Below are 19,797 nucleotides of genomic sequence, written 5' to 3'. Positions count from 1 at the left end.
TACACTTCGGCGCCATGAACAGAACCCTCTATACCTTGCTGTTTCACCTGGGCCTGCCGCTGGTTGCGCTGCGCCTGTTCCTGCGTTCGCGCAAGGCGCCGGCCTATGGGCAGCGCATCGCCGAGCGTTTTGCCTGCAAGCTGCCGGCCATGGCCAGGGGCGGCATCTGGGTGCACGCGGTGTCGGTGGGCGAGAGCATTGCCGCCGCGCCGATGATTCGCGCCTTGCTGCAGGCTTATCCACAGCTGCCGATCACCATCACCTGCATGACCCCGACCGGTTCCGAGCGGGTGCGGGCGATGTTCGCCGACGAGCCGCGCATCCAGCACTGCTACCTGCCCTACGACTTGCCCTGGGCCGCCGGGCGCTTTCTCGATCACGTGCAGCCCAGGCTTGCGGTGATCATGGAGACCGAGCTGTGGCCTAACCACATTCATCAGTGCGCCAAGCGCGGTATTCCGGTGGCCCTGGCCAATGCGCGGTTGTCCGAGCGTTCGGCGCGGGGCTATGCGCGCTTTGCTGGCCTGACCCGGCCGATGCTGGCCGAGATGAGCCTGATCGCGGTACAGACCGAAACCGAAGCCCAGCGCTTTCGCCAGTTGGGCGCGCGACCGGAATGCGTGCAGGTAACCGGCTCGATCAAGTTCGACCTGAGCATTGACGAGCAGCTGTTGCCGCGCGCCCGAGCCCTGCGTGAGCGGTGGCAGGCCGGCCAGCGGCCGGTATGGATCGCGGCCAGTACCCATGAAGGCGAGGACCCGATCATTCTCGCCGCCCACCGGCAGTTGCGCGAACACCATGCCGACGCCTTGCTGATCCTTGTGCCGCGTCACCCGGAGCGCTTTAGCAGCGTGTTCGAGTTGTGCCGCGGGCAATTGCCGACCGTGCGCCGTTCCAGTGGTGAAGCGGTCGCGGCCGAGACCGCAGTGCTGCTTGGCGACACCATGGGCGAGTTGCTGTTTCTCTACGCCCTGGCCGATATCGCCTTTGTAGGCGGCAGCCTGGTGGCCAATGGCGGGCACAACCTGCTGGAGCCGGCGGCGTTGGCGCTGCCGGTACTCAGTGGCCCGCATCTGTTCAACTTCCTGGAAATTGCGGCAATGTTGCGCGAGGCCGGCGCCTTGCAGGAAGTCGATGATGCCCAGGGGCTGGCGGCCGAAGTTCGCCGCCTGATTGAGTTGCCGCGGGATGCGCAGCGCATGGGCGCGGCGGGGTTGGCGGTGATGAAGGCCAACCAGGGGGCCTTGCAGCGCTTGCTTGAAGGCTTGGGGCGCTTGCTCTGACGTCATCGCGGGTCAAGTCGAGGCGTCGCACCGCCGCTCCCACAGTAGGAGCGGCGGTGCGACGCCTCGACTTGACCCGCGATGCTTTTCAGGGCCGGGCTTCGAAGTTGGCCTTGGCCGCTGCTGCCAGGTCTGGCGGCAGGAAGTCCTTGTCCGGGTTGTAGTCCGGTTTCAGGTAGCGGCTCAAATCGCTCAGGTCCTGCGGGCTCAAGGTGCCAGCGGCTTGCTTCAGGCGCAGGTTGTCGAGGATGTAGTCGTAGCGGGTGTTGTTGTAGTCACGCACCGAGGTGTACAGCTGGCGCTGGGCATCGAGTACGTCGACGATGTTGCGGGTACCGACCTGGTAGCCGATTTCGGTGGCTTCCAGGGCGCTCTGGTTGGAGATGATCGACTGCTTGCGCGCCTGCACCTGTTCGACGTCGGTGTTTACTGCACGGTGCAGGTTACGGGTGTTTTCCACCACCTGGCGGCGCAGGCTTTCGCGCTGCTGTTCGCTCTGGCTCAGGCGCTGGTAAGCCTCGCGTACCTGCGAGCTGGTCAGGCCGCCACTGTAGATCGGAATGTTCAACTGCAGGCCGATGCTGGTCTGCTCGACATCGCCGCTGTAGTTCTGCCCGGTGAGGTTGGGGTTGGAAAAGCCCAGGCTGTCGTTGTCGCCCTTCTGGTAGCGCGCTACCGCATCGACGGTCGGCGCGTGCCCGGCCTTGCGCTGGCGCAGGGTCTCTTCGGCGGCGCTCACCGCGTAGTTGGTGGCCAGCAGGTTGAGGTTCTGCTTGCCGGCAGTCTCGACCCAGGCTTTGGCGTCGTTCGGCACCGGCAGTTGCACCGGCAAGGTGTGGACGATGCCCTGCACCGAGTTGTAGTCGCGGTTGGTCAGGGTGATCAGCGCCTCGAAGGCGTCGTCGACCTGGCGCTGGGCAACGATGCGGTTGGCCCGGGCGGTGTCGTAGCTGGCCTGGGACTGCAGCACGTCGGTCTTGTCCGACAGGCCAACGTCAAAACGCTCGTTGGACTGGTCGAGCTGGCGCTTGAACGCGGCTTCCTCGGCCTTGGTCGAGGCCAGGGTGTCCTGGGCGCGCAGCACGGCGAAATAGTTTTCGGCGCTTTGCAGGATCAGGTTCTGCTCGGTGGCCGACAGCTCCAGTGCCGCCTGTTCGTTGACCGCTTCGGCCGCCTGCAACTGGAACCAGCGATCAGCGCGAAAGACCGGCTGGGCCAGGGTCGCGGACCAGGAGTTGCCGCTGCGGTTGGCGGTAATCGAAGGGCTGTCGATCTTGGTGCGGTTGTTCATCATTTCGGCGCCGGCCGAAAGGTTCGGCAGCAGGCCGGCGCGGGCCTGGGGCACCACTTCCTTCTGGGCGCCGTAGTTGGCGCGGGCAGCCGCCAGGTCGGCGTTATTGTTCACGGCTTCCTGATAGACACTGACCAGGTCGGTCTTCGCCGACAGGGGCACGTCCGCTGCCCAGGCCATTCCGTTGGTAGCACAAGACACGGCAAGGGCCAGTGAAAGTTTGCGCAGCATAGGGCAATCCTTGAACGGTGAGAATTTCTGAACTGGTGAGTGTAGTTGCGCAGCCATTTTGCAACAATCCGCTATTTGCGCCATTTATCGTGTCCATGTCCAGGTGCTTGGCTTTGTATGCCACTCCAGCTTAGACTGGCCGCGTTCTTGTCGGGGTGCCTTGTGTTGAGGCTGAGATCGGATAATCCGGATCCCGTTGAACCTGATCAGGTTAGCGCCTGCGTAGGGAACAAGATTTCTCGCTTTCCCGGCGAGTCTCTTGTGCCAGGTCCGGGAATGTCGAGTCAGCCACCACAGCTGCAGGCATCACCGCGCATTTGGCACAGCACCACCCATGGTGCGTCCGTGCCTTTCAGGTTCTCCCCGACATTCCACTGCTAGGAAGCCGTCTGGAGAGCCTGTGATGAGTAAACAAGAAAAATATACCAATCTGAGTGAATCGGCCCGGGTCGATCAACAATCCGTACAGCCATTCACCCGCTCGCGCAAAATCTATGTCGAAGGCTCGCGCCCGGACATCCGCGTGCCCATGCGTGAAATCAGCCTCGACGACACCCCGACCGACTTCGGCGGCGAAGCCAACGCCCCGGTACTGGTCTACGACACTTCCGGCCCCTACACCGACCCTAACGTTATCATCGACGTGCGCAAGGGCCTGGGCGACGTACGCTCGGCCTGGATCGACGCCCGTGGCGATACCGAGCGCCTGGCCGGCCTGTCATCGGACTTCGGCCAGCAGCGCCTGGCCGATGCCGAGCTGACCAAGCTGCGTTTTGCCCACGTGCGCAATCCGCGCCGGGCCAAGGCTGGCGCCAACGTCAGCCAGATGCACTACGCCCGCCAGGGCATCATCACCGCCGAGATGGAATACGTCGCCATCCGCGAAAACATGAAGCTTCAAGAAGCCCGTGCCGCCGGCCTGCTTGACCAACAGCATGCCGGGCACAGCTTCGGCGCGAGCATCCCGAAAGAAATCACCGCCGAATTCGTCCGCGAAGAAATCGCCCGCGGCCGCGCGATCATCCCGGCCAACATCAACCACGTGGAGCTGGAGCCGATGATCATCGGCCGCAACTTCCTGGTGAAGATCAACGGCAACATCGGTAACAGCGCCCTGGGCTCGTCCATCGAAGAAGAAGTGGCCAAGCTGACCTGGGGCATCCGCTGGGGCTCGGACACGGTGATGGACCTGTCCACCGGCAAGCACATCCACGAAACCCGCGAGTGGATCATCCGCAACTCGCCAGTGCCAATCGGTACCGTACCGATCTACCAGGCCCTTGAGAAGGTCAATGGCGTGGCCGAAGACCTGACCTGGGAGCTGTTTCGCGACACCCTGATCGAACAGGCCGAGCAAGGCGTTGACTACTTCACCATCCACGCCGGCGTACTGCTGCGCTATGTGCCGCTGACCGCCAAGCGCGTCACCGGCATCGTCAGCCGCGGTGGCTCGATCATGGCCAAGTGGTGCCTGGCGCACCACAAGGAGAACTTCCTCTACACCCACTTCGACGAAATCTGCGAAATCATGAAGGCCTACGACGTCAGCTTCTCGCTCGGCGATGGCCTGCGTCCGGGCTCGATTGCCGACGCCAACGACGAAGCGCAGTTCGGCGAACTGGAAACCCTCGGCGAGCTGACCAAGATCGCCTGGAAGCATGACGTCCAGTGCATGATCGAAGGCCCGGGCCACGTGCCGATGCAGCTGATCAAGGAGAACATGGACAAGCAGCTCGAATGCTGCGACGAAGCGCCGTTCTACACCCTTGGCCCGCTGACCACCGACATTGCCCCGGGCTACGATCACATTACCTCGGGCATCGGTGCGGCGATGATCGGCTGGTTCGGTTGTGCCATGCTCTGCTACGTGACGCCCAAGGAACACTTGGGCCTGCCGAACAAGGATGACGTCAAAACCGGCATCATCACCTACAAGATCGCCGCCCATGCCGCCGACCTCGCCAAGGGCCATCCCGGCGCGCAGATCCGCGACAACGCACTGTCCAAGGCGCGCTTCGAATTCCGCTGGGAAGACCAGTTCAACCTCGGCCTGGACCCGGACACCGCACGCAGCTTCCATGACGAAACCCTGCCCAAGGATTCGGCCAAGGTCGCGCACTTCTGCTCGATGTGCGGGCCGAAGTTCTGCTCGATGAAGATCACCCAGGAAGTGCGTGAATACGCTGCCAACCAGCGCATCGAAACGGTGGACGTGGCGCTCGAGGATGGCATGCGCGAGCAGGCCGAGCGGTTCCGCCAGGAAGGCAGCCAGTTGTACAAGAAGGTCTGATCGGGCTGTTCAGGCGGTGTGCTGGTGCACACCGCATCGCTGGCAAGCCAGCTCCCACAAGGTACCGGTGGGAGCTGGCTTGCCAGCGATAGGGCCCTGAAGAACAACAAATTACCTCCTGTCGAGACCACACTCGTGAGCACACCCAGCCAGTTTTCCCCCGATCACCCGGTCAGCGCCGAGCAACGCGTGCTCAGCGGCCGCGACCTCTGTTCCTTGTGGTTTTCCCTCGGCATCGGCCTGATGGTGCTGCAGACCGGTGCTTTGCTCGGCCCCGGCCTGGGCCTGGCCAATGCTGTGCTGGCGATCATCGTCGGCACCAGCGTCGGCGTGCTGCTGCTCGCCGCGGTCGCGGTCATCGGCAGTGATACCGGCCTGTCGTCGATGGCCGCCCTGCGCCGCAGCCTGGGCAGCAATGGCGCGCGTCTGCCAGCCATGCTCAACCTCCTGCAACTGATCGGCTGGGGCTCGTTCGAAATCATCGTCATGCGCGATGCCGCCAGCCTGCTTGGCGAGCGCGCCTTCGGCGAAGGCAGCGTGCTGACCAATCCGTTGCTGTGGACCTTGTGCTTCGGCGCGCTGGCCACCTTGCTGGCGGTCAGCGGGCCGTTGACCTTCGTGCGCAAGATTTTGCGCAAGTGGGGCATCTGGCTGCTGATCGGCGCCTGCCTGTGGCTGACCTGGAACCTGTTTGCCAAGGCCGACCTGGCTGCGCTGTGGGCGCGCGCCGGTGATGGTTCGATGCCGCTGGCGATTGGCATAGATATCGCCATTGCCATGCCGCTGTCGTGGCTGCCATTGATTGCCGACTACTCACGCTTCAGCCAGCGCGCCAGCCGGGTGTTTGCCGGCACGGCGCTGGGCTATTTCATCGGCAACGTGTGGATGATGAGCCTGGGCGTGGCCTACACCCTGGCCTTTGCTCCGGCGGGCGAGGTCAATACCTTGCTGCTGGCCCTGGCTGGCGCCGGCCTGGGCATTCCGTTGCTGCTGATCCTGCTCGATGAGTCGGAAAAAGCTTTTGCCGATATTCACTCGGCGGCGGTCTCCACAGGTTTTCTGCTGCGCTTGAAGGTCGAGCACCTGGCCTTGGCCATTGGCGTGCTGTGCACCCTGATCGCCAGCTTGGCGCCGCTGGCGCAGTACCAGAACTTCCTGTTGCTGATCGGCTCGGTGTTCGCGCCGCTGTTCGGCGTGGTGCTGGTCGATCACTTCATCGTCCGCCGCCGGCGCAGCGACTCAAGCCCGATCCACAGCCTGCACTGGCCGGCATTGCTGGCCTGGGCGATTGGCGTAGCGGCTTACCATTTGCTGGCGCACTATGCGCCGAACGTCGGCTCGACCCTGCCGGCCTTGCTGCTGGCAGGGGTGGTCTATTGGGCCGCCGCGCCGGCAGTCAGCCGCGACCGGGAAACAACTGCGGCCTGATCACGCCGTTCAGGCGCGGGTAGGGGATTTTCAGCTCGATATGGCCCATGGAGTACGGGGCGATGGCATAGACCTCGTACTTCAGCACCACCGCGCCGTAGGTCAGGGCGATGTGCGGGGTCTGGCGGAACGGCCAGGTCTTGACGAACTCGGCGTCCTTGTCCATGCCGGTGCTGATCAGCCAGCCTTTGTGGGCTTCTTCGGCGGTCTTCCAGAAGGTCGCTTCCTGGCCCGGCACCAGCATGTCCTGCAGGCTCAGCACCTTGTCCTGCTGGCGCGAATAGTTGATGAAGCCGCGTCCGGGCATGCCGTGGGCGCCGCCGGTGTCCAGGTAGCTGGACAGTTCGATGATCACCAGTCCGTCATGCTGCTCGCGTACCTTGGCTTGCAGGTAGCTGCTGTTGCGGCTTTGCGCGCTGGCCATGAACTGCTCTTCGTAGGCTTTGAGCGAGCTGGGCAGGGCGCTGCGCTCGTTGTCCTGGGTCAGTTGCAGCAGGCGTTTCTCGACGATCCCGTCCAGCTTGGGGTTGGCCGGGAAGTGGATGGTGTCGATGTTGACCAGCGGGCAATCGGCATTGCTGCAACCGGGCTTGATGTGCTCCCAACGGTCGCGCTTGACCTCCAGCGGTGTGCGCATATTGGGCTGGAACAGGCTCTGACAAGCGCCAAGGGCCAGGGCCAGCACGGCCACGGAAGTCAGTTTCACAAGCGTCATGATGATCCTTGTAAGGCAAAGGTGATCGGACTTGGACCGTCGGCAAGGCCGTCAGTTCGCCACTAAGCTGAATAGACCAGCGGGGTGCCTATCCTCGCAGCCTGGACGGTATCTTTAAAGAGGTGAAACGCAGCGGTACGCAGGTTAGGATGGCGCGATGCGGTAAATGAGGTAATGAGGATTCCCATGTCTGACACGTTCAACAACGCTGTGCCCGGCCAGGTCGAGATCGTCGATCGGGCCACTTGCTACAAGGGCTTCTACCGCCTCGACAAGGTGCGCCTGCGCCACGAGCTGTTCGCCGGTGGCATGGGGCGCGAGATCAGCCGCGAGCTGTTCGTGCGCCATGATGCGGTGTGTGTGCTGCCTTACGATGCCCAGCGCGACGAAGTGGTGCTGATCGAGCAGTTTCGCGTCGGCGCCATCGGCAAGGTCGACAACCCCTGGCTGATCGAACTGGTCGCCGGTCTGATCGACAAGGACGAACAACCGGAAGAAGTTGCACACCGTGAGGCCGAGGAGGAAGCTGGGCTGGTGTTCAGTACGCTGTGGCCGATGACCCGGTATTTCCCGTCACCGGGCGGCAGCGACGAGTTTGTGCATCTTTACCTGGGCCGTTGCAGCAGCGTTGGGGCCGGTGGCCTGCACGGGCTGGAAGAAGAAGGCGAGGATATTCGCGTGAAGGTCTGGGCGTTCGAGGATGCGCTGCAGGCCGTGCGCGACGGCAAAATTGCCAACGCGGCAACCATCATTGCCTTGCAATGGCTGGCCTTGAACCGCGCTGAAGTCAGGGGGCTATGGTCGTGAATCTGCTGCGCGAGCGCTACCGGGTAGATCTGGTCGGGTTGCAGGCTGCCTGCGAGGCCAACTATGCGCGCCTGATGCGCCTGCTGCCCGACATGCGCAGCACCCAGAGCTCGCGCCGGATCGGCATGACCCAGGGCGACCAGATGCTTGGCGTGCTGGTCCTCGATGTAGTGCTCGCCTGTCCCTACACCACCACCTTGCGCGTGCGCCAGGAGCACAGCCTGCCCTGGCTGCCGGTGCCGCAGCTGGAGGTGCAGGTCTACCACGACGCGCGCATGGCCGAAGTGGTCAGCGCCGAGCACGCCCGGCGTTTTCGCAGTATCTATCCGTACCCAAATGCGGCCATGCACCAGCCGGACGAAAAGGCCCAGCTCAATCTGTTCCTCGGTGAATGGCTGAGCCATTGCCTGGCCTGTGGCCATGAGTTGGCCGTCGTTCGCTGAAATGTGATGACGGTCGTTTTCGAGTATTTGCTCAACGCCCGCCAGCCGCCATAATCGCGCTGAATCCGTTCAAGGAGTCGGCCCTTGCCGCAACCATCGATCCCCCCTAGCGACGCGCCGGTGTACCTGGTGCAACTGACCGACAGTCATTTGTTTGCCGACGCGCAAGGCACGCTGCTGGGCATGAATACCCGCGACAGCCTGCAGCGGGTGATCGAGCGGGTACGCGACGAGCAGCCGCGGATCGACCTGCTGCTGGCCACCGGCGATTTGTCCCAGGATGGTTCGGTCGAGTCCTACCGCTGTTTTCGTGACCTGACCGCGAGCCTTGAGGCCCCCGCGCGCTGGCTCGCCGGCAACCATGACGAGCCGCTGCCAATGGAGCAGGCGGCGCAGGGCACTGATTTGCTTGATCCGCAGGTGGATATCGGCAATTGGCGAATCCTCATGCTCAACTCGGCGGTGGCCGGTTCGGTGCCGGGCTTGCTCGATGACGGCCAGCTCAGGTTGCTAAAGAGCGCCTTGGACGAAGCGCCCGAGCGCCATTACCTGATCTGTTTCCATCACCAACCGGTATCTATCGACTGCGCCTGGATGGCGCCGATCGGCTTGCGCAACGCCGACGCACTGTTTGCTGTGCTGCAAGGTTATCCACAGGTACGGGCCTTGCTCTGGGGCCATATTCACCAGGAGTGGGACCAGGTTCGCGACGGCGTGCGGCTATTGGCCTCACCCTCGACCTGCATCCAGTTCGAGCCGCGCAGCGAAGACTTCAAAGTCGGCGAGCAGGCCCCCGGCTACCGCTGGCTGCGCCTGCAGGCGGACGGCTCGATCGACACCGGCGTGTCACGGGTCAGCGACTTCGAATTCACCGTCGACTACGAAGGCGACGGCTATTAAGTGTTGCCAAATCGCTGAAACTGCTGCATCTGCCGTCTAACAGGCTAAAATGCGCGCTTTCCTGCCTGGCGATCCAGGCATTCAAGGCGCATCGGGGGCGGCATGTCGGGTTCGATTCTCTATATTCACGGGTTCAACAGCGCGCCGTCGTCGAAGAAGGCCAGCCAGCTGGTAGCAGTCATGGCCCAGCTGGGGCTGGCCGAGCGCCTGCGCGTGCCGGCCCTGCATCATCACCCGCGCCAGGCCATCGCCCAGCTTGAGGCGGCGATTGCCGAGCTCGAATCGCCATTACTGGTCGGCAGCTCGCTCGGCGGCTACTATGCCACCCATCTGGCCGAGCGCCACGGGCTCAAGGCCCTGCTGGTCAACCCGGCGATCAACCCGCACCGGCTGTTCGACGGCTACCTGGGGCCGCAGCAGAACCTCTATACCGGCGAAACCTGGGAACTGACCCTGGACCACGTGCAGGCTCTGGCCGAGCTGGAAGTGCCGGCGCCGACCGATGCCGGGCGCTTTCAAGTGTGGCTGCAGACCGCCGATGAAACCCTGGACTACCGCCAGGCCGAGCAGTTCTACCGTGCCTGTGCACTGCGCATCCAGGCCGGTGGCGATCACAGCTTCCAGGGCTTTGCCGAACGCCTGCCAGCCCTGCTGAGCTTTGCCGGCATTGCCCCGCAGCAGTATCAAACACTCGATTTTTCTGTATTTTGATAACCTATTTTCACCCACGACTGACGACGAGAACCCATGGCCATTCCCAGCGCTAGTGCCTATAACGCAGACGCCATCGAAGTCCTCTCCGGCCTTGACCCGGTGCGCAAGCGCCCGGGCATGTACACCGACACCAGCCGGCCGAACCACCTGGCCCAGGAAGTGATCGACAACAGTGTCGACGAAGCCCTGGCCGGGCACGCCAAGTCGGTGCAGGTGATCCTCCACGCCGACCATTCCCTGGAAGTGTCCGACGATGGTCGCGGCATGCCGGTGGACATCCACCCTGAAGAGGGCGTGTCCGGGGTCGAGCTGATCCTCACCAAGCTGCACGCGGGTGGCAAGTTCTCGAACAAGAACTACCAGTTCTCCGGCGGCCTGCACGGGGTGGGTATTTCGGTGGTCAACGCCTTGTCCAGCCAGGTGCGGGTCAAGGTCAAGCGCGACGGCAACGAGTACCAGATGACCTTCGCCGATGGCTACAAGGCCACCGAGCTTGAAGTAGTCGGCAGCGTTGGCAAGCGCAACACCGGCACCAGCGTGTACTTCGCCCCGGACCCCAAGTATTTCGATTCGCCGAAATTCTCCATCAGCCGCCTCAAGCACGTGCTCAAGGCCAAGGCCGTATTGTGCCCGGGGCTGCTGGTCAGCTTCGAAGACAAAGGCACCGGCGAGAAGGTCGAGTGGCACTACGAAGACGGCCTGCGCTCCTATCTGGTCGACTCGGTCAGCGAGTTCCTGCGCCTGCCCGACGAGCCATTCTGCGGCAGCCTGGCCGGTAACAAGGAGGCGGTCGACTGGGCCCTGCTGTGGCTGCCCGAAGGCGGCGACAGTGTCCAGGAAAGCTACGTCAACCTGATCCCCACGGCCCAGGGCGGTACCCACGTCAACGGTCTGCGCCAGGGCCTGCTCGATGCCATGCGCGAGTTCTGCGAGTTCCGCAACCTGCTGCCGCGCGGCGTCAAGCTGGCGCCGGAAGACGTCTGGGAGCGCATCAGCTTCGTGCTTTCGATGAAAATGCAGGAGCCGCAGTTCTCCGGGCAGACCAAAGAGCGTCTGTCCTCGCGCGAGGCTGCCGCGTTCGTTTCTGGCGTGGTCAAGGATGCCTTCAGCCTGTGGCTCAACGCTCACCCGGAGGTGGGCATGCAGCTGGCGGAGCTGGCGATCAACAACGCCGGCCGGCGCCTGAAGGCGAGCAAGAAGGTCGAGCGCAAGCGCGTCACCCAGGGGCCGGCACTGCCGGGCAAGCTGGCCGACTGCGCCGGCCAGGACCCGATGCGCGCCGAGCTGTTCCTGGTCGAGGGTGACTCGGCCGGCGGTTCGGCCAAGCAGGCGCGGGACAAAGAGTTCCAGGCCATCCTGCCGCTGCGCGGCAAGATCCTCAACACTTGGGAAGTCGATGGCGGCGAAGTCCTGGCCAGCCAGGAAGTGCATAACATTGCCGTGGCCATTGGCGTCGATCCCGGCGCTGCCGACATGAGCCAGTTGCGCTACGGCAAGATCTGCATCCTTGCCGACGCCGACTCCGACGGCCTGCACATCGCCACCTTGCTCTGCGCGCTGTTCGTCCAGCACTTCCGCCCGCTGGTCGAAGCCGGCCACGTCTATGTGGCCATGCCACCGCTGTATCGCATCGACCTGGGCAAGGAAATCTACTACGCCCTCGACGAAGCCGAACGCGACGGCATCCTCGACCGCCTGGTGGCCGAGAAGAAGCGCGGCAAGCCGCAGGTCACCCGATTCAAGGGCCTGGGTGAGATGAACCCGCCGCAACTGCGGGAAACCACCATGGACCCGAATACCCGACGCCTGGTCCAGCTGACCCTCGACGACCTGGACGGCACCCGCGAAATCATGGACATGCTGCTGGCCAAGAAGCGCGCCGGCGATCGCAAGAGCTGGCTGGAATCCAAAGGCAACCTGGCCGAGGTCCTGGCTTGATACGTGTGGCCCTGACTGCGGCTCTGGCGCTGTTGACGCTTCCGGCACTGGCCGCGCCGTGGCCGGAGCTCAAGCTGGTCGCCGAACACCCGGTCGAGGGCATGCGTGGCGGCAATCTGTCTGGCCTGAGCGAATGCCGAGGCGGGTTGTGGGCGGTTTCCGACCGCGATGACGAGCTGCTTTACCGCCTGGATACCTCGGCTGCCGTCTGGCAAGCCGAAGCGCTGCACATGGAGGTACCGCCGGTACCGGACAGCGGTTTGCCCTGGGGCTTGCGCTCGCGCACCTGGGCTGCCGCGCAGGTGCGCGGCGGCGAGCTGGACTTCGAAGGCATCAGCTGTGATGCCGCCGGCAACCATTACCTGGTCAGTGAAGCCCATGCGGCCGTGCTGCAGGTACCAATGGAAGGCGCGCCCAACTGGCTGAAAATCGACCCGAGCATGGTCCGCCAGGCGCGCGCCAGCGGCATGCTGCTGCACTTCAATGCGTTGTTCGAAGGCCTGGCGGTAAGCCCGGCCGGTGACCGTATCTGGCTGGCGGCCGAGCGCGAGCGCCGCGGCCTGCTGCTGATCAACCGCCAGCAGACCACCTGGAACTGCGGCAACGGTTGCGTGCTGCTCAGCGAAGCCGGGGTCGAGATGCAGCCGCCGCAGATGCCCAGGCCGCGCCCGGTGTCGCGCGACTTTGCCGACCTGGCCCTGTTCAACGACAAGCTCTTTACCCTGGAGCGCAACGCCTATCGCATTTGCCGGCGTGATGCGCAGACAGCCAAGGTCGAGCGCTGCTGGTCGTTTGCCGCCGATGCCTTGGCCGAACCCCGGCGTTACTCGCAGCCATTCGGCCTGGCCGAGGCGCTGGTGATCGATGACAAGGGCGCCTGGATTGGCCTGGACAACAACGGTGCGACCCGCCAGGACGGCGAATCGCGACCGATTGTCTGGCGCTTTGCCGCGCCGGCCGGCGGCTGGAGTGGCAAATCGTGAGCCAGCCGCCGGGCAAGCGTGCTGGCCGGGTACTGCTGATTCTGGCCTGGGCGGCCGGATTGTTCCTGGCCACGCGCTTTTTCGGCGAGTGGGAGCAGCGTCAGGCCAACCCCAATGCCGTGGTCACCTCGCAACACGGCGAGGGTTACATCGAAGTGCAACTGGCCGGCAACGGCCAGGGGCATTTCGTCGCCGATGGCCGGATCAACGGCCAGACGGTACATTTTCTGCTCGATACCGGGGCGACCGATGTGGCGATCCCCGAAGCCCTGGCCGGCAAGCTAGGCCTGGAGCGTGGTGCGCCGGTGATGTTGAGCACCGCCAATGGCCGCACCCAGGGCTACCGCACGCGCCTGGACCAACTGCAGCTGGGCGATATCCTCCTGCGCAATGTGCGCGCGCTGGTGGTGCCGGGGCTCGATGGCGAACAGGTATTACTGGGCATGAGTGCCCTGAAACAACTCGAATTTACCCAGCGTGGCGGCACCTTGCTGCTGCGCCAGAACCTGAAATGATGAGGCCCGCATGAGCGACTCCCTTGATCTCAGCCTCGATGGCGTAGAGCGCCGGTCACTGGCTGACTTCACCGAACAGGCCTACCTCAACTACTCCATGTACGTGATCATGGACCGCGCCTTGCCGCATATCGGCGACGGCCTGAAGCCGGTGCAACGGCGCATCGTCTATGCCATGAGCGAACTGGGCCTGGACGCCGACTCCAAGCACAAGAAGTCGGCGCGTACCGTCGGTGACGTGCTCGGCAAGTTCCACCCCCATGGCGACTCGGCCTGCTATGAAGCCATGGTGCTGATGGCGCAGCCGTTCAGCTACCGCTACACCCTGGTCGACGGCCAGGGTAACTGGGGTGCGCCGGACGATCCGAAGTCCTTCGCCGCCATGCGCTACACCGAGGCGCGCCTGTCGCGCTACTCCGAAGTACTGCTCAGCGAGCTGGGCCAGGGCACTGCGGACTGGGTGCCGAACTTCGACGGCACCCTCGATGAGCCTGCGGTGCTGCCGGCGCGCCTGCCGAACATCCTGCTCAACGGCACCACCGGTATCGCCGTGGGCATGGCCACCGACGTGCCGCCACACAACCTGCGCGAAGTCGCCTCGGCCTGCGTACGCCTGCTCGATGAGCCCAAGGCCACGGTCGAGCAGCTTTGCGAGCACATCCAGGGCCCGGACTACCCGACCGAAGCCGAGATCATCACCCCGCGTGCCGAACTGCTGAAAATCTACGAAAGTGGCCGTGGCTCGGTGCGCATGCGCGCGGTTTACCGCATTGAGGACGGCGATATCGTCGTTACCGCGCTGCCGCACCAGGTCTCCGGGGCCAAGGTGCTGGAGCAGATCGCCGCGCAGATGCAGGCCAAGAAGCTGCCGATGGTCGCCGACCTGCGCGACGAATCGGACCACGAGAACCCGTGCCGTATCGTCATCATCGCCCGCTCCAACCGGGTTGACCTCGACGAGCTGATGCAGCACCTGTTCGCTACCACCGATCTTGAGTCCAGCTACCGGGTCAACGTCAACATCATCGGCCTGGATGGCCGCCCGCAACTGAAAAACCTGCGGGCGCTGCTGGTCGAATGGCTGGAATTCCGCGTGCAGACGGTGCGCCGCCGGCTGAAGTTCCGCCTCGACAAGGTCGAGCGCCGCCTGCACCTGCTCGAAGGCCTGTTGGTAGCCTTCCTCAACCTGGATGAAGTTATCCACATCATCCGCACCGAGGACCAGCCGAAAGCTGCGCTGATTGCCCGCTTCGACCTTACTGAAACCCAGGCCGAGTACATCCTCGAGACCCGCCTGCGCCAACTGGCGCGCCTGGAAGAGATGAAGATCCGCAACGAGCAGGACGAACTGGCCAAGGAACAAGCCAAGCTGATTGCCCTGCTGGGCAGCGAAACCAAGCTGCGCAAGCTGGTGCGTGCCGAGCTGATCAAGGACGCCGAAACCTACGGCGACGACCGCCGCTCGCCAATCGTCGCCCGTGCCGAAGCCAAGGCCCTGTCGGAAAACGAGCTGATGCCGACCGAACCGGTCACCGTGGTGCTCTCGGAGAAGGGCTGGGTGCGTTGCGCCAAGGGCCACGATATCGACGCCACGGGCCTTTCCTACAAGGCTGGCGATGGCTTCAAGGCCGCCGCTGCCGGGCGCTCGAACCAGTTTGCCGTGCTGATCGACTCCACCGGCCGCAGCTACTCGCTGGCCGCCCATACCCTGCCATCGGCCCGTGGCCAGGGCGAGCCGCTGACCGGCCGTCTGACGCCTCCACCGGGCGCAAGCTTCGACTGCGTGCTGCTGCCCGAAGACGACGCCCTGTATGTGATCGCCTCCGACGCCGGTTACGGCTTCGTGGTCAAGGGCGAGGACCTGCAGGCCAAGAACAAGGCCGGTAAAGCCCTGCTCAGCCTGCCCAACGGTGCCAAGGTCATTGCCCCGCGCCCGGTCGCCGATCGCGAGCACAACTGGCTGGCGGCGGTGACCACCGAAGGCCGCCTGCTGATCTTCAAGGTCAGCGACCTGCCGCAACTGGGCAAGGGCAAGGGCAACAAGATCATCGGCATCCCGGGCGACCGGGTGGCCTCGCGTGAAGAATTTGTCACTGATCTGGCGGTCATTCCCGACGGCGCGACCCTTGTATTGCAGGCCGGCAAGCGTACCCTGTCTCTGAAGGCGGACGACCTTGAGCATTACAAGGGCGAACGTGGGCGCCGGGGCAACAAATTGCCCCGTGGCTTCCAGCGGGTTGACGCGCTGTTGGTCGAAATTCCCGGATAAGCCGGGTTAGACAGCCTGAACGGGTATTTTCGTGCCCGTTCGCGGTTGAAACACTGGAGTCGAGCCGCTATTTCGCGGATGATAGGCCCCTTGCGGTACCAGCGTGGCTGTGTATCCGAACGAATCTATATGAGTATCACTGCGGTTTGCCTTGTGGCGACCGCCTGGATGGGATGATGAAATTTCTGCGCCTTCCGTTGGTTCTGCTGTGTGGCGTGCTCGGACTGGCTGGTTGCAGCATGCACCAACCGGTATCCCTGTATCAGCTCGACAGCGGTGAGCCTGGCCAACCCAAGCAAAGCGCGGGTATGGCAGTGGTTCTCGGCCCTGTGTCGATTGCCGACTACCTGCAACGCGAGACCCTGCTGCAACGCCAGGCCGATGGCAGCCTGACGGCAGCCACCGATGGCCGCTGGGCCGGTAGCCTGTCGGCCGACATCGACCAGTTGCTGGTCCGTCAGCTGGCCTGGCGTCTGGACAGTCAACGTGTGGTCCTGGCCCCGGCCAGCACCGGTTTCACCCCGGATGTACAAGTGCTGCTGTCGATTACCCGGCTGGACTCCGGCACCAACCAGCCAGCGATTCTCGACGCCCAGTGGCGCCTGCTCGATCGCCGTGGCCAGGTCCGTGACAACCGCATCGTGCACCTGGAGCAGCAGCACCAGGGTAGCGAGAGCGCCCAGGTACAAGCCCAGGGCCAGTTGCTGCAAAAGCTCGCCGAGCAGTTGAGCATTGCCTTGAAGCCGCTGGCCAACCAGCCGGCAGTGGTGGAAGAACAACAACCGAAGAAAGCTGCACCGGTACAAGTGCGCAAAGAGCCGGAAAAGCCGAAGATCCCGTTGGCTACGCCGATTCGTACCGACCTGGAAGTGTTCCGCTTCTAAGTCGAGGACTTACAAGAAGCCCGCAGCGATGCGGGCTTTTTTGTGCCCGCTGATCCTGCCTGTGGGAGCTGGCTTGCCAGCGATCGGCCGTGAAGCGGTCGTAAGTCAGCCAGCACCGGTCTGTCCTCATCGCTGGCAAGCCAGCTCCCACAGGTCAGCAATAAAAAAGCCCGCATCACTGCGGGCTTTTGCTCTGCCAAGGGGTCAGCTCTTGACCCGGCGCTCATGCATCCGCGCCAGTTGCCGCTCCAGCATCGATGGGTACGGCTCCATCAGACGCTCGACACAGCAAGCGCCTTCGGGGCTGGCGATCGGGCGAATCCGCGCACGCTGACGAACCAGGGCGTCGTCGCTGATCTTGCGCTCGACCAGCAGCAGGTTGCGGCTGTGCTGCGACAGGGCCAGGGCGTCCTGGGCTTTTTCGGTCAGCAGCAGGTCGATCTGGCTCAGGCCGTGCAGGTCTTCACCCAGGGCCAGGCCCAGCTGCAGTTGCAGGGTGATGCCGCTGTCGGCCACTTCGATTTGCAGCTCATGGCCCAGGGCACGCAGCAGCTCGCCACAGCAGATGGCATTGGTGAGGTAGTCCTCGCCGCTGTCCTGGCTGTGGAACAACAGCAGGGTGCTGCCGTCGTTGAGGGTATGCACTTCGCTTTCATACAGTGAAGCTGCCTGGTCGAGGCAGTCGCGGTAGCGTTCCAGCAGCTCGGTCAGGCGCGTGCGCGGCAGGCGTCGCAGTTGCTCCTGGGAGCCCAGTTGCACCGCCAGCACGGCGCTGGCCTGTGGCTCGCGGTTGACCGGGGCTGCCGGGGCAGGGGCGGGGCTGTGGTCCTCGTCGAGCAGGTCGGCGAAGGCGTCATCGCTGTCGTCGTCCGTTACAGGCTTGACCGGTTTGGCGGCCTTGGCCACAGCCGGTTGTTCGTCGAAGCTCGGGTCGCGCAGGTTGCGCACTTCGAACTCCGGCTCATCCTCATCCTCATCGAAGGACTCTTCTTCTTCCGGCTCGATTTCCCGTGGCGGCGGGGCCAGGCGGGTGTGCAGCTGACGCGCCAGGTCGCCGATTTCATCCTGGCGTTCGATGGCCGGGGTGAACTCGTTGATGTCGCGCAGCCAGACCCGCAGCTGCAACAGCGGCGTGGAGATGTAGCGGCCCAGGCGCAGGCTCATGGCTAGCGCCAGGGCCAGCAGGATACCGGCAAGGATGCCCATGCTCTGCAGGCTGATGGTCAGCGGCTGCTGGAACTGGCTCATGTCCAGGCTGATGCGCAGTTGCCCGGCGGTCACGTCCTGGAAGGTGATCTTGGTCTGGTACAGGCCTTCGGCTTCACCCAGCAGGCCGTTTTTCGGGCGCTGGCCGGCTTCGGCGAGGATCCGGTTGTCGACGCTGTAGATCGCCGCATGGGCCACCAGCGGGTTCTTCACCAGGTTGCCCAGCAGCACGTTGAGGCTGAGGATGTCGTTGGACACCAGCAGCTCGGTGGCCGAGGTGGCGGTCTGGGTGGTCAGGCTCTGCCCGAGGGCATCGGCCTGCTCATGCATGGCTTCCTTGAACTGCAGGCCCATCACGCAGGCGTAGATCACCAGCGCCAGTGCCACCAGGAACACGTTATGGCAGGCGATACGCAGCGCCAGCGGTATTCGGCGTTGGCGCAGGGCGTGGAAGATCAGCAGGAAGAAGTTGTCGGTCTTAACGGGCGTGGGCCGGTTCACAGAGCGCGGCTCTTTATGTCGGAGAAGTTGCTGCGCAGTATAGCGAGCGCTCAGGGGCGGGCAAAGTATCGACTGCGCCCGATGGTCAGCGAAAATCGGTAGAATGCGCTTTTTTTCAACGAGTCGGAGCCCGTCTTGCGCGAAATCGTTCTGATTAACATCACCGGTGAAGACCGCCCGGGTCTTACCGCCGCCATCACCGGCGTCCTGGCCCAGGGTGGAGTGAACATCCTCGACATCGGTCAGGCGGTGATTCACGACACCCTGTCCTTTGGCATCCTGGTCGAAATTCCGGATACCGAGAAGGCCTCGTCGGTGCTCAAGAACATCCAGTTTGCGGGTAACGAACTCGACCAGCAGGTGCGGTTTACCCCGGTTTCCGAGGCCGACTACCAGAATTGGGTCGAAGGCCAGGGCAAAGCCCGGCACATCGTCACCCTGCTGACCCGGCGGGTGACTGCCGAGCAACTGCAGCGGGTCAGCTCGATCACCGCCAAGTACGGGCTGAACATCGACCATATCGATCGCCTCTCGGGTCGTGTCGCGCTGGACACCCCGGCCGAGCAGAGCAAAGGCTGCATCGAGTTCTCGGTACGTGGCGAGCCGGCTGATCCGCAAGCCCTGCGCGCCGAGTTCCTCAGCGTCGCCCAGGAGCTGAACGTCGACATCGCCTTCCAGCAGGATTCGTTGTTCCGCCGCAACCGCCGCCTGGCGGTGTTCGACATGGACTCGACACTGATCGAAGCCGAAGTGATCGACGAGCTGGCCAAGGCTGCCGGGGTCGGTGAGCAGGTATCGGAAATCACCGAGCGGGCCATGCGTGGCGAGCTGGATTTCCGTGCCAGCTTCAAGGAGCGCCTGGCGCTGCTCAAGGGCCTGGACGTTGGCGTGCTGGACCAGATCGGTGCGTCGCTGCGCCTGACCGAAGGCGCCGAAACGCTGTTCGCCGAACTCAAGCGCCTGGGTTACAAGACCGCCATCCTCTCCGGTGGCTTCACCTACTTTGCCAAGCAGCTGCAAGCCAAGCTGGGCATCGACTACGTGTTCGCCAACGAGCTGGAAGTGGTGGATGGCAAGGTGACCGGCGTGGCGGTCGAGCCGATCGTCGACGCCCAGCGCAAGGCTGACCTGCTGGGTGAGCTGGCGCGCAAAGAAGGCCTGCAGATGGAGCAGACCATTGCCGTCGGCGATGGCGCCAACGACTTGCCGATGCTGGCGATCGCCGGCCTGGGCGTGGCGTTCCGGGCCAAGCCGCTGGTCAAGCAGTCGGCCAAACAGGCGATCTCGACCCTGGGTCTCGATGGTGTGCTTTACCTGCTGGGTTTTCGCGATCGCGACGCTCGCGCCTGACGGACCTGGCTCCCACAGGTACAAAAAAGCCCGCATCGCTGCGGGCTTT

16 protein-coding genes and 1 riboswitch are annotated in these 19,797 nt (G+C 63.9%); of the genes, 13 read left to right on the top strand and 3 right to left on the bottom strand.

All coding sequences use genetic code 11. From position 1 onward, the window contains the following. Nucleotides 1-14: 14 nt before the first annotated feature. Nucleotides 15-1,283 carry a lipid IV(A) 3-deoxy-D-manno-octulosonic acid transferase gene (gene waaA, locus UB48_RS01820; protein WP_045193768.1) on the top strand — a complete coding sequence of 423 codons (1,269 nt, stop codon included), beginning with the start codon at nucleotides 15-17 and terminating at the stop codon, nucleotides 1,281-1,283. Nucleotides 1,284-1,371: 88 nt separating this feature from the next. Here waaA and UB48_RS01815 read toward each other — a convergent pair whose 3' ends face one another. Further along, nucleotides 1,372-2,805 (bottom strand): TolC family outer membrane protein, encoded by a 1,434-nt coding sequence (locus tag UB48_RS01815; RefSeq protein WP_045193767.1) that lies wholly within the window; start codon nucleotides 2,803-2,805, stop codon nucleotides 1,372-1,374. Nucleotides 2,806-2,946: 141 nt separating this feature from the next. Continuing rightward, nucleotides 2,947-3,051: riboswitch (TPP riboswitch) on the top strand. A 157-nt stretch (nucleotides 3,052-3,208) separates the two neighbouring features. Between UB48_RS01815 and thiC the strand changes: the two genes are divergently transcribed. Together thiC and cytX are read left to right on the top strand one after the other, a co-directional pair. After that, the gene (gene thiC / locus UB48_RS01810) at nucleotides 3,209-5,095 is read left to right on the top strand and encodes a phosphomethylpyrimidine synthase ThiC (protein ID WP_045193766.1); all 1,887 of its coding nucleotides are present in this window, start codon (nucleotides 3,209-3,211) and stop codon (nucleotides 5,093-5,095) included. Between the two features lie 135 nt (nucleotides 5,096-5,230). After that, entirely contained in the window at nucleotides 5,231-6,523 is a 1,293-nt protein-coding gene (gene cytX, locus UB48_RS01805; protein ID WP_045193765.1) for a putative hydroxymethylpyrimidine transporter CytX, read from the top strand. Here the strand turns inward: cytX and UB48_RS01800 are convergent. Then, a complete protein-coding gene (locus tag UB48_RS01800; RefSeq protein WP_045193764.1) occupies nucleotides 6,492-7,238 on the bottom strand; it encodes an RsiV family protein in 747 nt (248 codons plus the stop codon). The genes cytX and UB48_RS01800 overlap by 32 nt on opposite strands. Nucleotides 7,239-7,424: 186 nt before the next feature. On the opposite strand from UB48_RS01800, the gene UB48_RS01795 reads away from it, so the two are divergent. The 9 genes from UB48_RS01795 to UB48_RS01755 all read left to right on the top strand — a co-directional run bounded on the left by UB48_RS01795 (nucleotide 7,425) and on the right by UB48_RS01755 (nucleotide 16,691). After that, nucleotides 7,425-8,045 (top strand): NUDIX domain-containing protein, encoded by a 621-nt coding sequence (locus UB48_RS01795; protein WP_045193763.1) that lies wholly within the window; start codon nucleotides 7,425-7,427, stop codon nucleotides 8,043-8,045. Next, entirely contained in the window at nucleotides 8,036-8,488 is a 453-nt protein-coding gene (locus UB48_RS01790; RefSeq protein WP_045193762.1) for a DUF1249 domain-containing protein, read from the top strand. The genes UB48_RS01795 and UB48_RS01790 overlap by 10 nt, the downstream gene beginning before the upstream one ends. Before the next feature lie 84 nt (nucleotides 8,489-8,572). Beyond that, a complete protein-coding gene (gene cpdA / locus UB48_RS01785; RefSeq protein ID WP_045193761.1) occupies nucleotides 8,573-9,388 on the top strand; it encodes a 3',5'-cyclic-AMP phosphodiesterase in 816 nt (271 codons plus the stop codon). A gap of 102 nt (nucleotides 9,389-9,490) precedes the next feature. Then, the gene (locus UB48_RS01780; protein ID WP_045193759.1) at nucleotides 9,491-10,099 is read left to right on the top strand and encodes a YqiA/YcfP family alpha/beta fold hydrolase; all 609 of its coding nucleotides are present in this window, start codon (nucleotides 9,491-9,493) and stop codon (nucleotides 10,097-10,099) included. 36 nt (nucleotides 10,100-10,135) lie between these two features. After that, the gene (parE, locus tag UB48_RS01775) at nucleotides 10,136-12,040 is read left to right on the top strand and encodes a DNA topoisomerase IV subunit B (protein ID WP_045193757.1); all 1,905 of its coding nucleotides are present in this window, start codon (nucleotides 10,136-10,138) and stop codon (nucleotides 12,038-12,040) included. Further along, nucleotides 12,037-13,023, top strand: coding sequence for an esterase-like activity of phytase family protein (locus UB48_RS01770; RefSeq protein ID WP_045193756.1), 987 nt, complete (start codon nucleotides 12,037-12,039; stop codon nucleotides 13,021-13,023). Before parE ends, UB48_RS01770 begins: the two co-directional genes overlap by 4 nt. After that, on the top strand, nucleotides 13,020-13,538 hold the full coding sequence (locus UB48_RS01765; protein ID WP_045193755.1) for a TIGR02281 family clan AA aspartic protease: 519 nt from the start codon (nucleotides 13,020-13,022) through the stop codon (nucleotides 13,536-13,538). The genes UB48_RS01770 and UB48_RS01765 overlap by 4 nt, the downstream gene beginning before the upstream one ends. Before the next feature lie 10 nt (nucleotides 13,539-13,548). Further along, a complete protein-coding gene (gene parC, locus UB48_RS01760; protein ID WP_045193754.1) occupies nucleotides 13,549-15,807 on the top strand; it encodes a DNA topoisomerase IV subunit A in 2,259 nt (752 codons plus the stop codon). Nucleotides 15,808-15,983: 176 nt separating this feature from the next. Then, a complete protein-coding gene (locus tag UB48_RS01755) occupies nucleotides 15,984-16,691 on the top strand; it encodes a membrane integrity-associated transporter subunit PqiC (protein WP_045193753.1) in 708 nt (235 codons plus the stop codon). A gap of 204 nt (nucleotides 16,692-16,895) precedes the next feature. On the opposite strand, the gene UB48_RS01750 is transcribed toward UB48_RS01755, so the two are convergent. Continuing rightward, nucleotides 16,896-18,398: a HAMP domain-containing protein gene (locus UB48_RS01750; RefSeq protein ID WP_045193751.1), complete on the bottom strand. Its 1,503-nt coding sequence runs from the start codon at nucleotides 18,396-18,398 to the stop codon at nucleotides 16,896-16,898. A 135-nt stretch (nucleotides 18,399-18,533) separates the two neighbouring features. On the opposite strand from UB48_RS01750, the gene serB reads away from it, so the two are divergent. After that, entirely contained in the window at nucleotides 18,534-19,748 is a 1,215-nt protein-coding gene (gene serB / locus UB48_RS01745) for a phosphoserine phosphatase SerB (RefSeq protein WP_045193750.1), read from the top strand. The last annotated feature ends 49 nt before the right edge of the window (nucleotides 19,749-19,797 follow it).

The sequence above is a fragment of the Pseudomonas sp. 2(2015) genome (assembly GCF_000955865.1).
GTDB lineage: Bacteria > Pseudomonadota > Gammaproteobacteria > Pseudomonadales > Pseudomonadaceae > Aquipseudomonas.
This window is presented reverse-complemented; position numbering and strand designations above follow the sequence as displayed.

Coding starts and splice junctions, on each gene's coding strand:
- waaA (WP_045193768.1), top strand. CDS start 15: ATGAACAGAACCCTCTATACCTTGCTGTTTCACCTGGGCCTGCCGCTG.
- UB48_RS01815 (WP_045193767.1), bottom strand. CDS start 2,805: ATGCTGCGCAAACTTTCACTGGCCCTTGCCGTGTCTTGTGCTACCAAC.
- thiC (WP_045193766.1), top strand. CDS start 3,209: ATGAGTAAACAAGAAAAATATACCAATCTGAGTGAATCGGCCCGGGTC.
- UB48_RS01800 (WP_045193764.1), bottom strand. CDS start 7,238: ATGACGCTTGTGAAACTGACTTCCGTGGCCGTGCTGGCCCTGGCCCTT.
- UB48_RS01795 (WP_045193763.1), top strand. CDS start 7,425: ATGTCTGACACGTTCAACAACGCTGTGCCCGGCCAGGTCGAGATCGTC.
- UB48_RS01790 (WP_045193762.1), top strand. CDS start 8,036: ATGGTCGTGAATCTGCTGCGCGAGCGCTACCGGGTAGATCTGGTCGGG.
- UB48_RS01780 (WP_045193759.1), top strand. CDS start 9,491: ATGTCGGGTTCGATTCTCTATATTCACGGGTTCAACAGCGCGCCGTCG.
- parE (WP_045193757.1), top strand. CDS start 10,136: ATGGCCATTCCCAGCGCTAGTGCCTATAACGCAGACGCCATCGAAGTC.
- parC (WP_045193754.1), top strand. CDS start 13,549: ATGAGCGACTCCCTTGATCTCAGCCTCGATGGCGTAGAGCGCCGGTCA.
- UB48_RS01755 (WP_045193753.1), top strand. CDS start 15,984: ATGAAATTTCTGCGCCTTCCGTTGGTTCTGCTGTGTGGCGTGCTCGGA.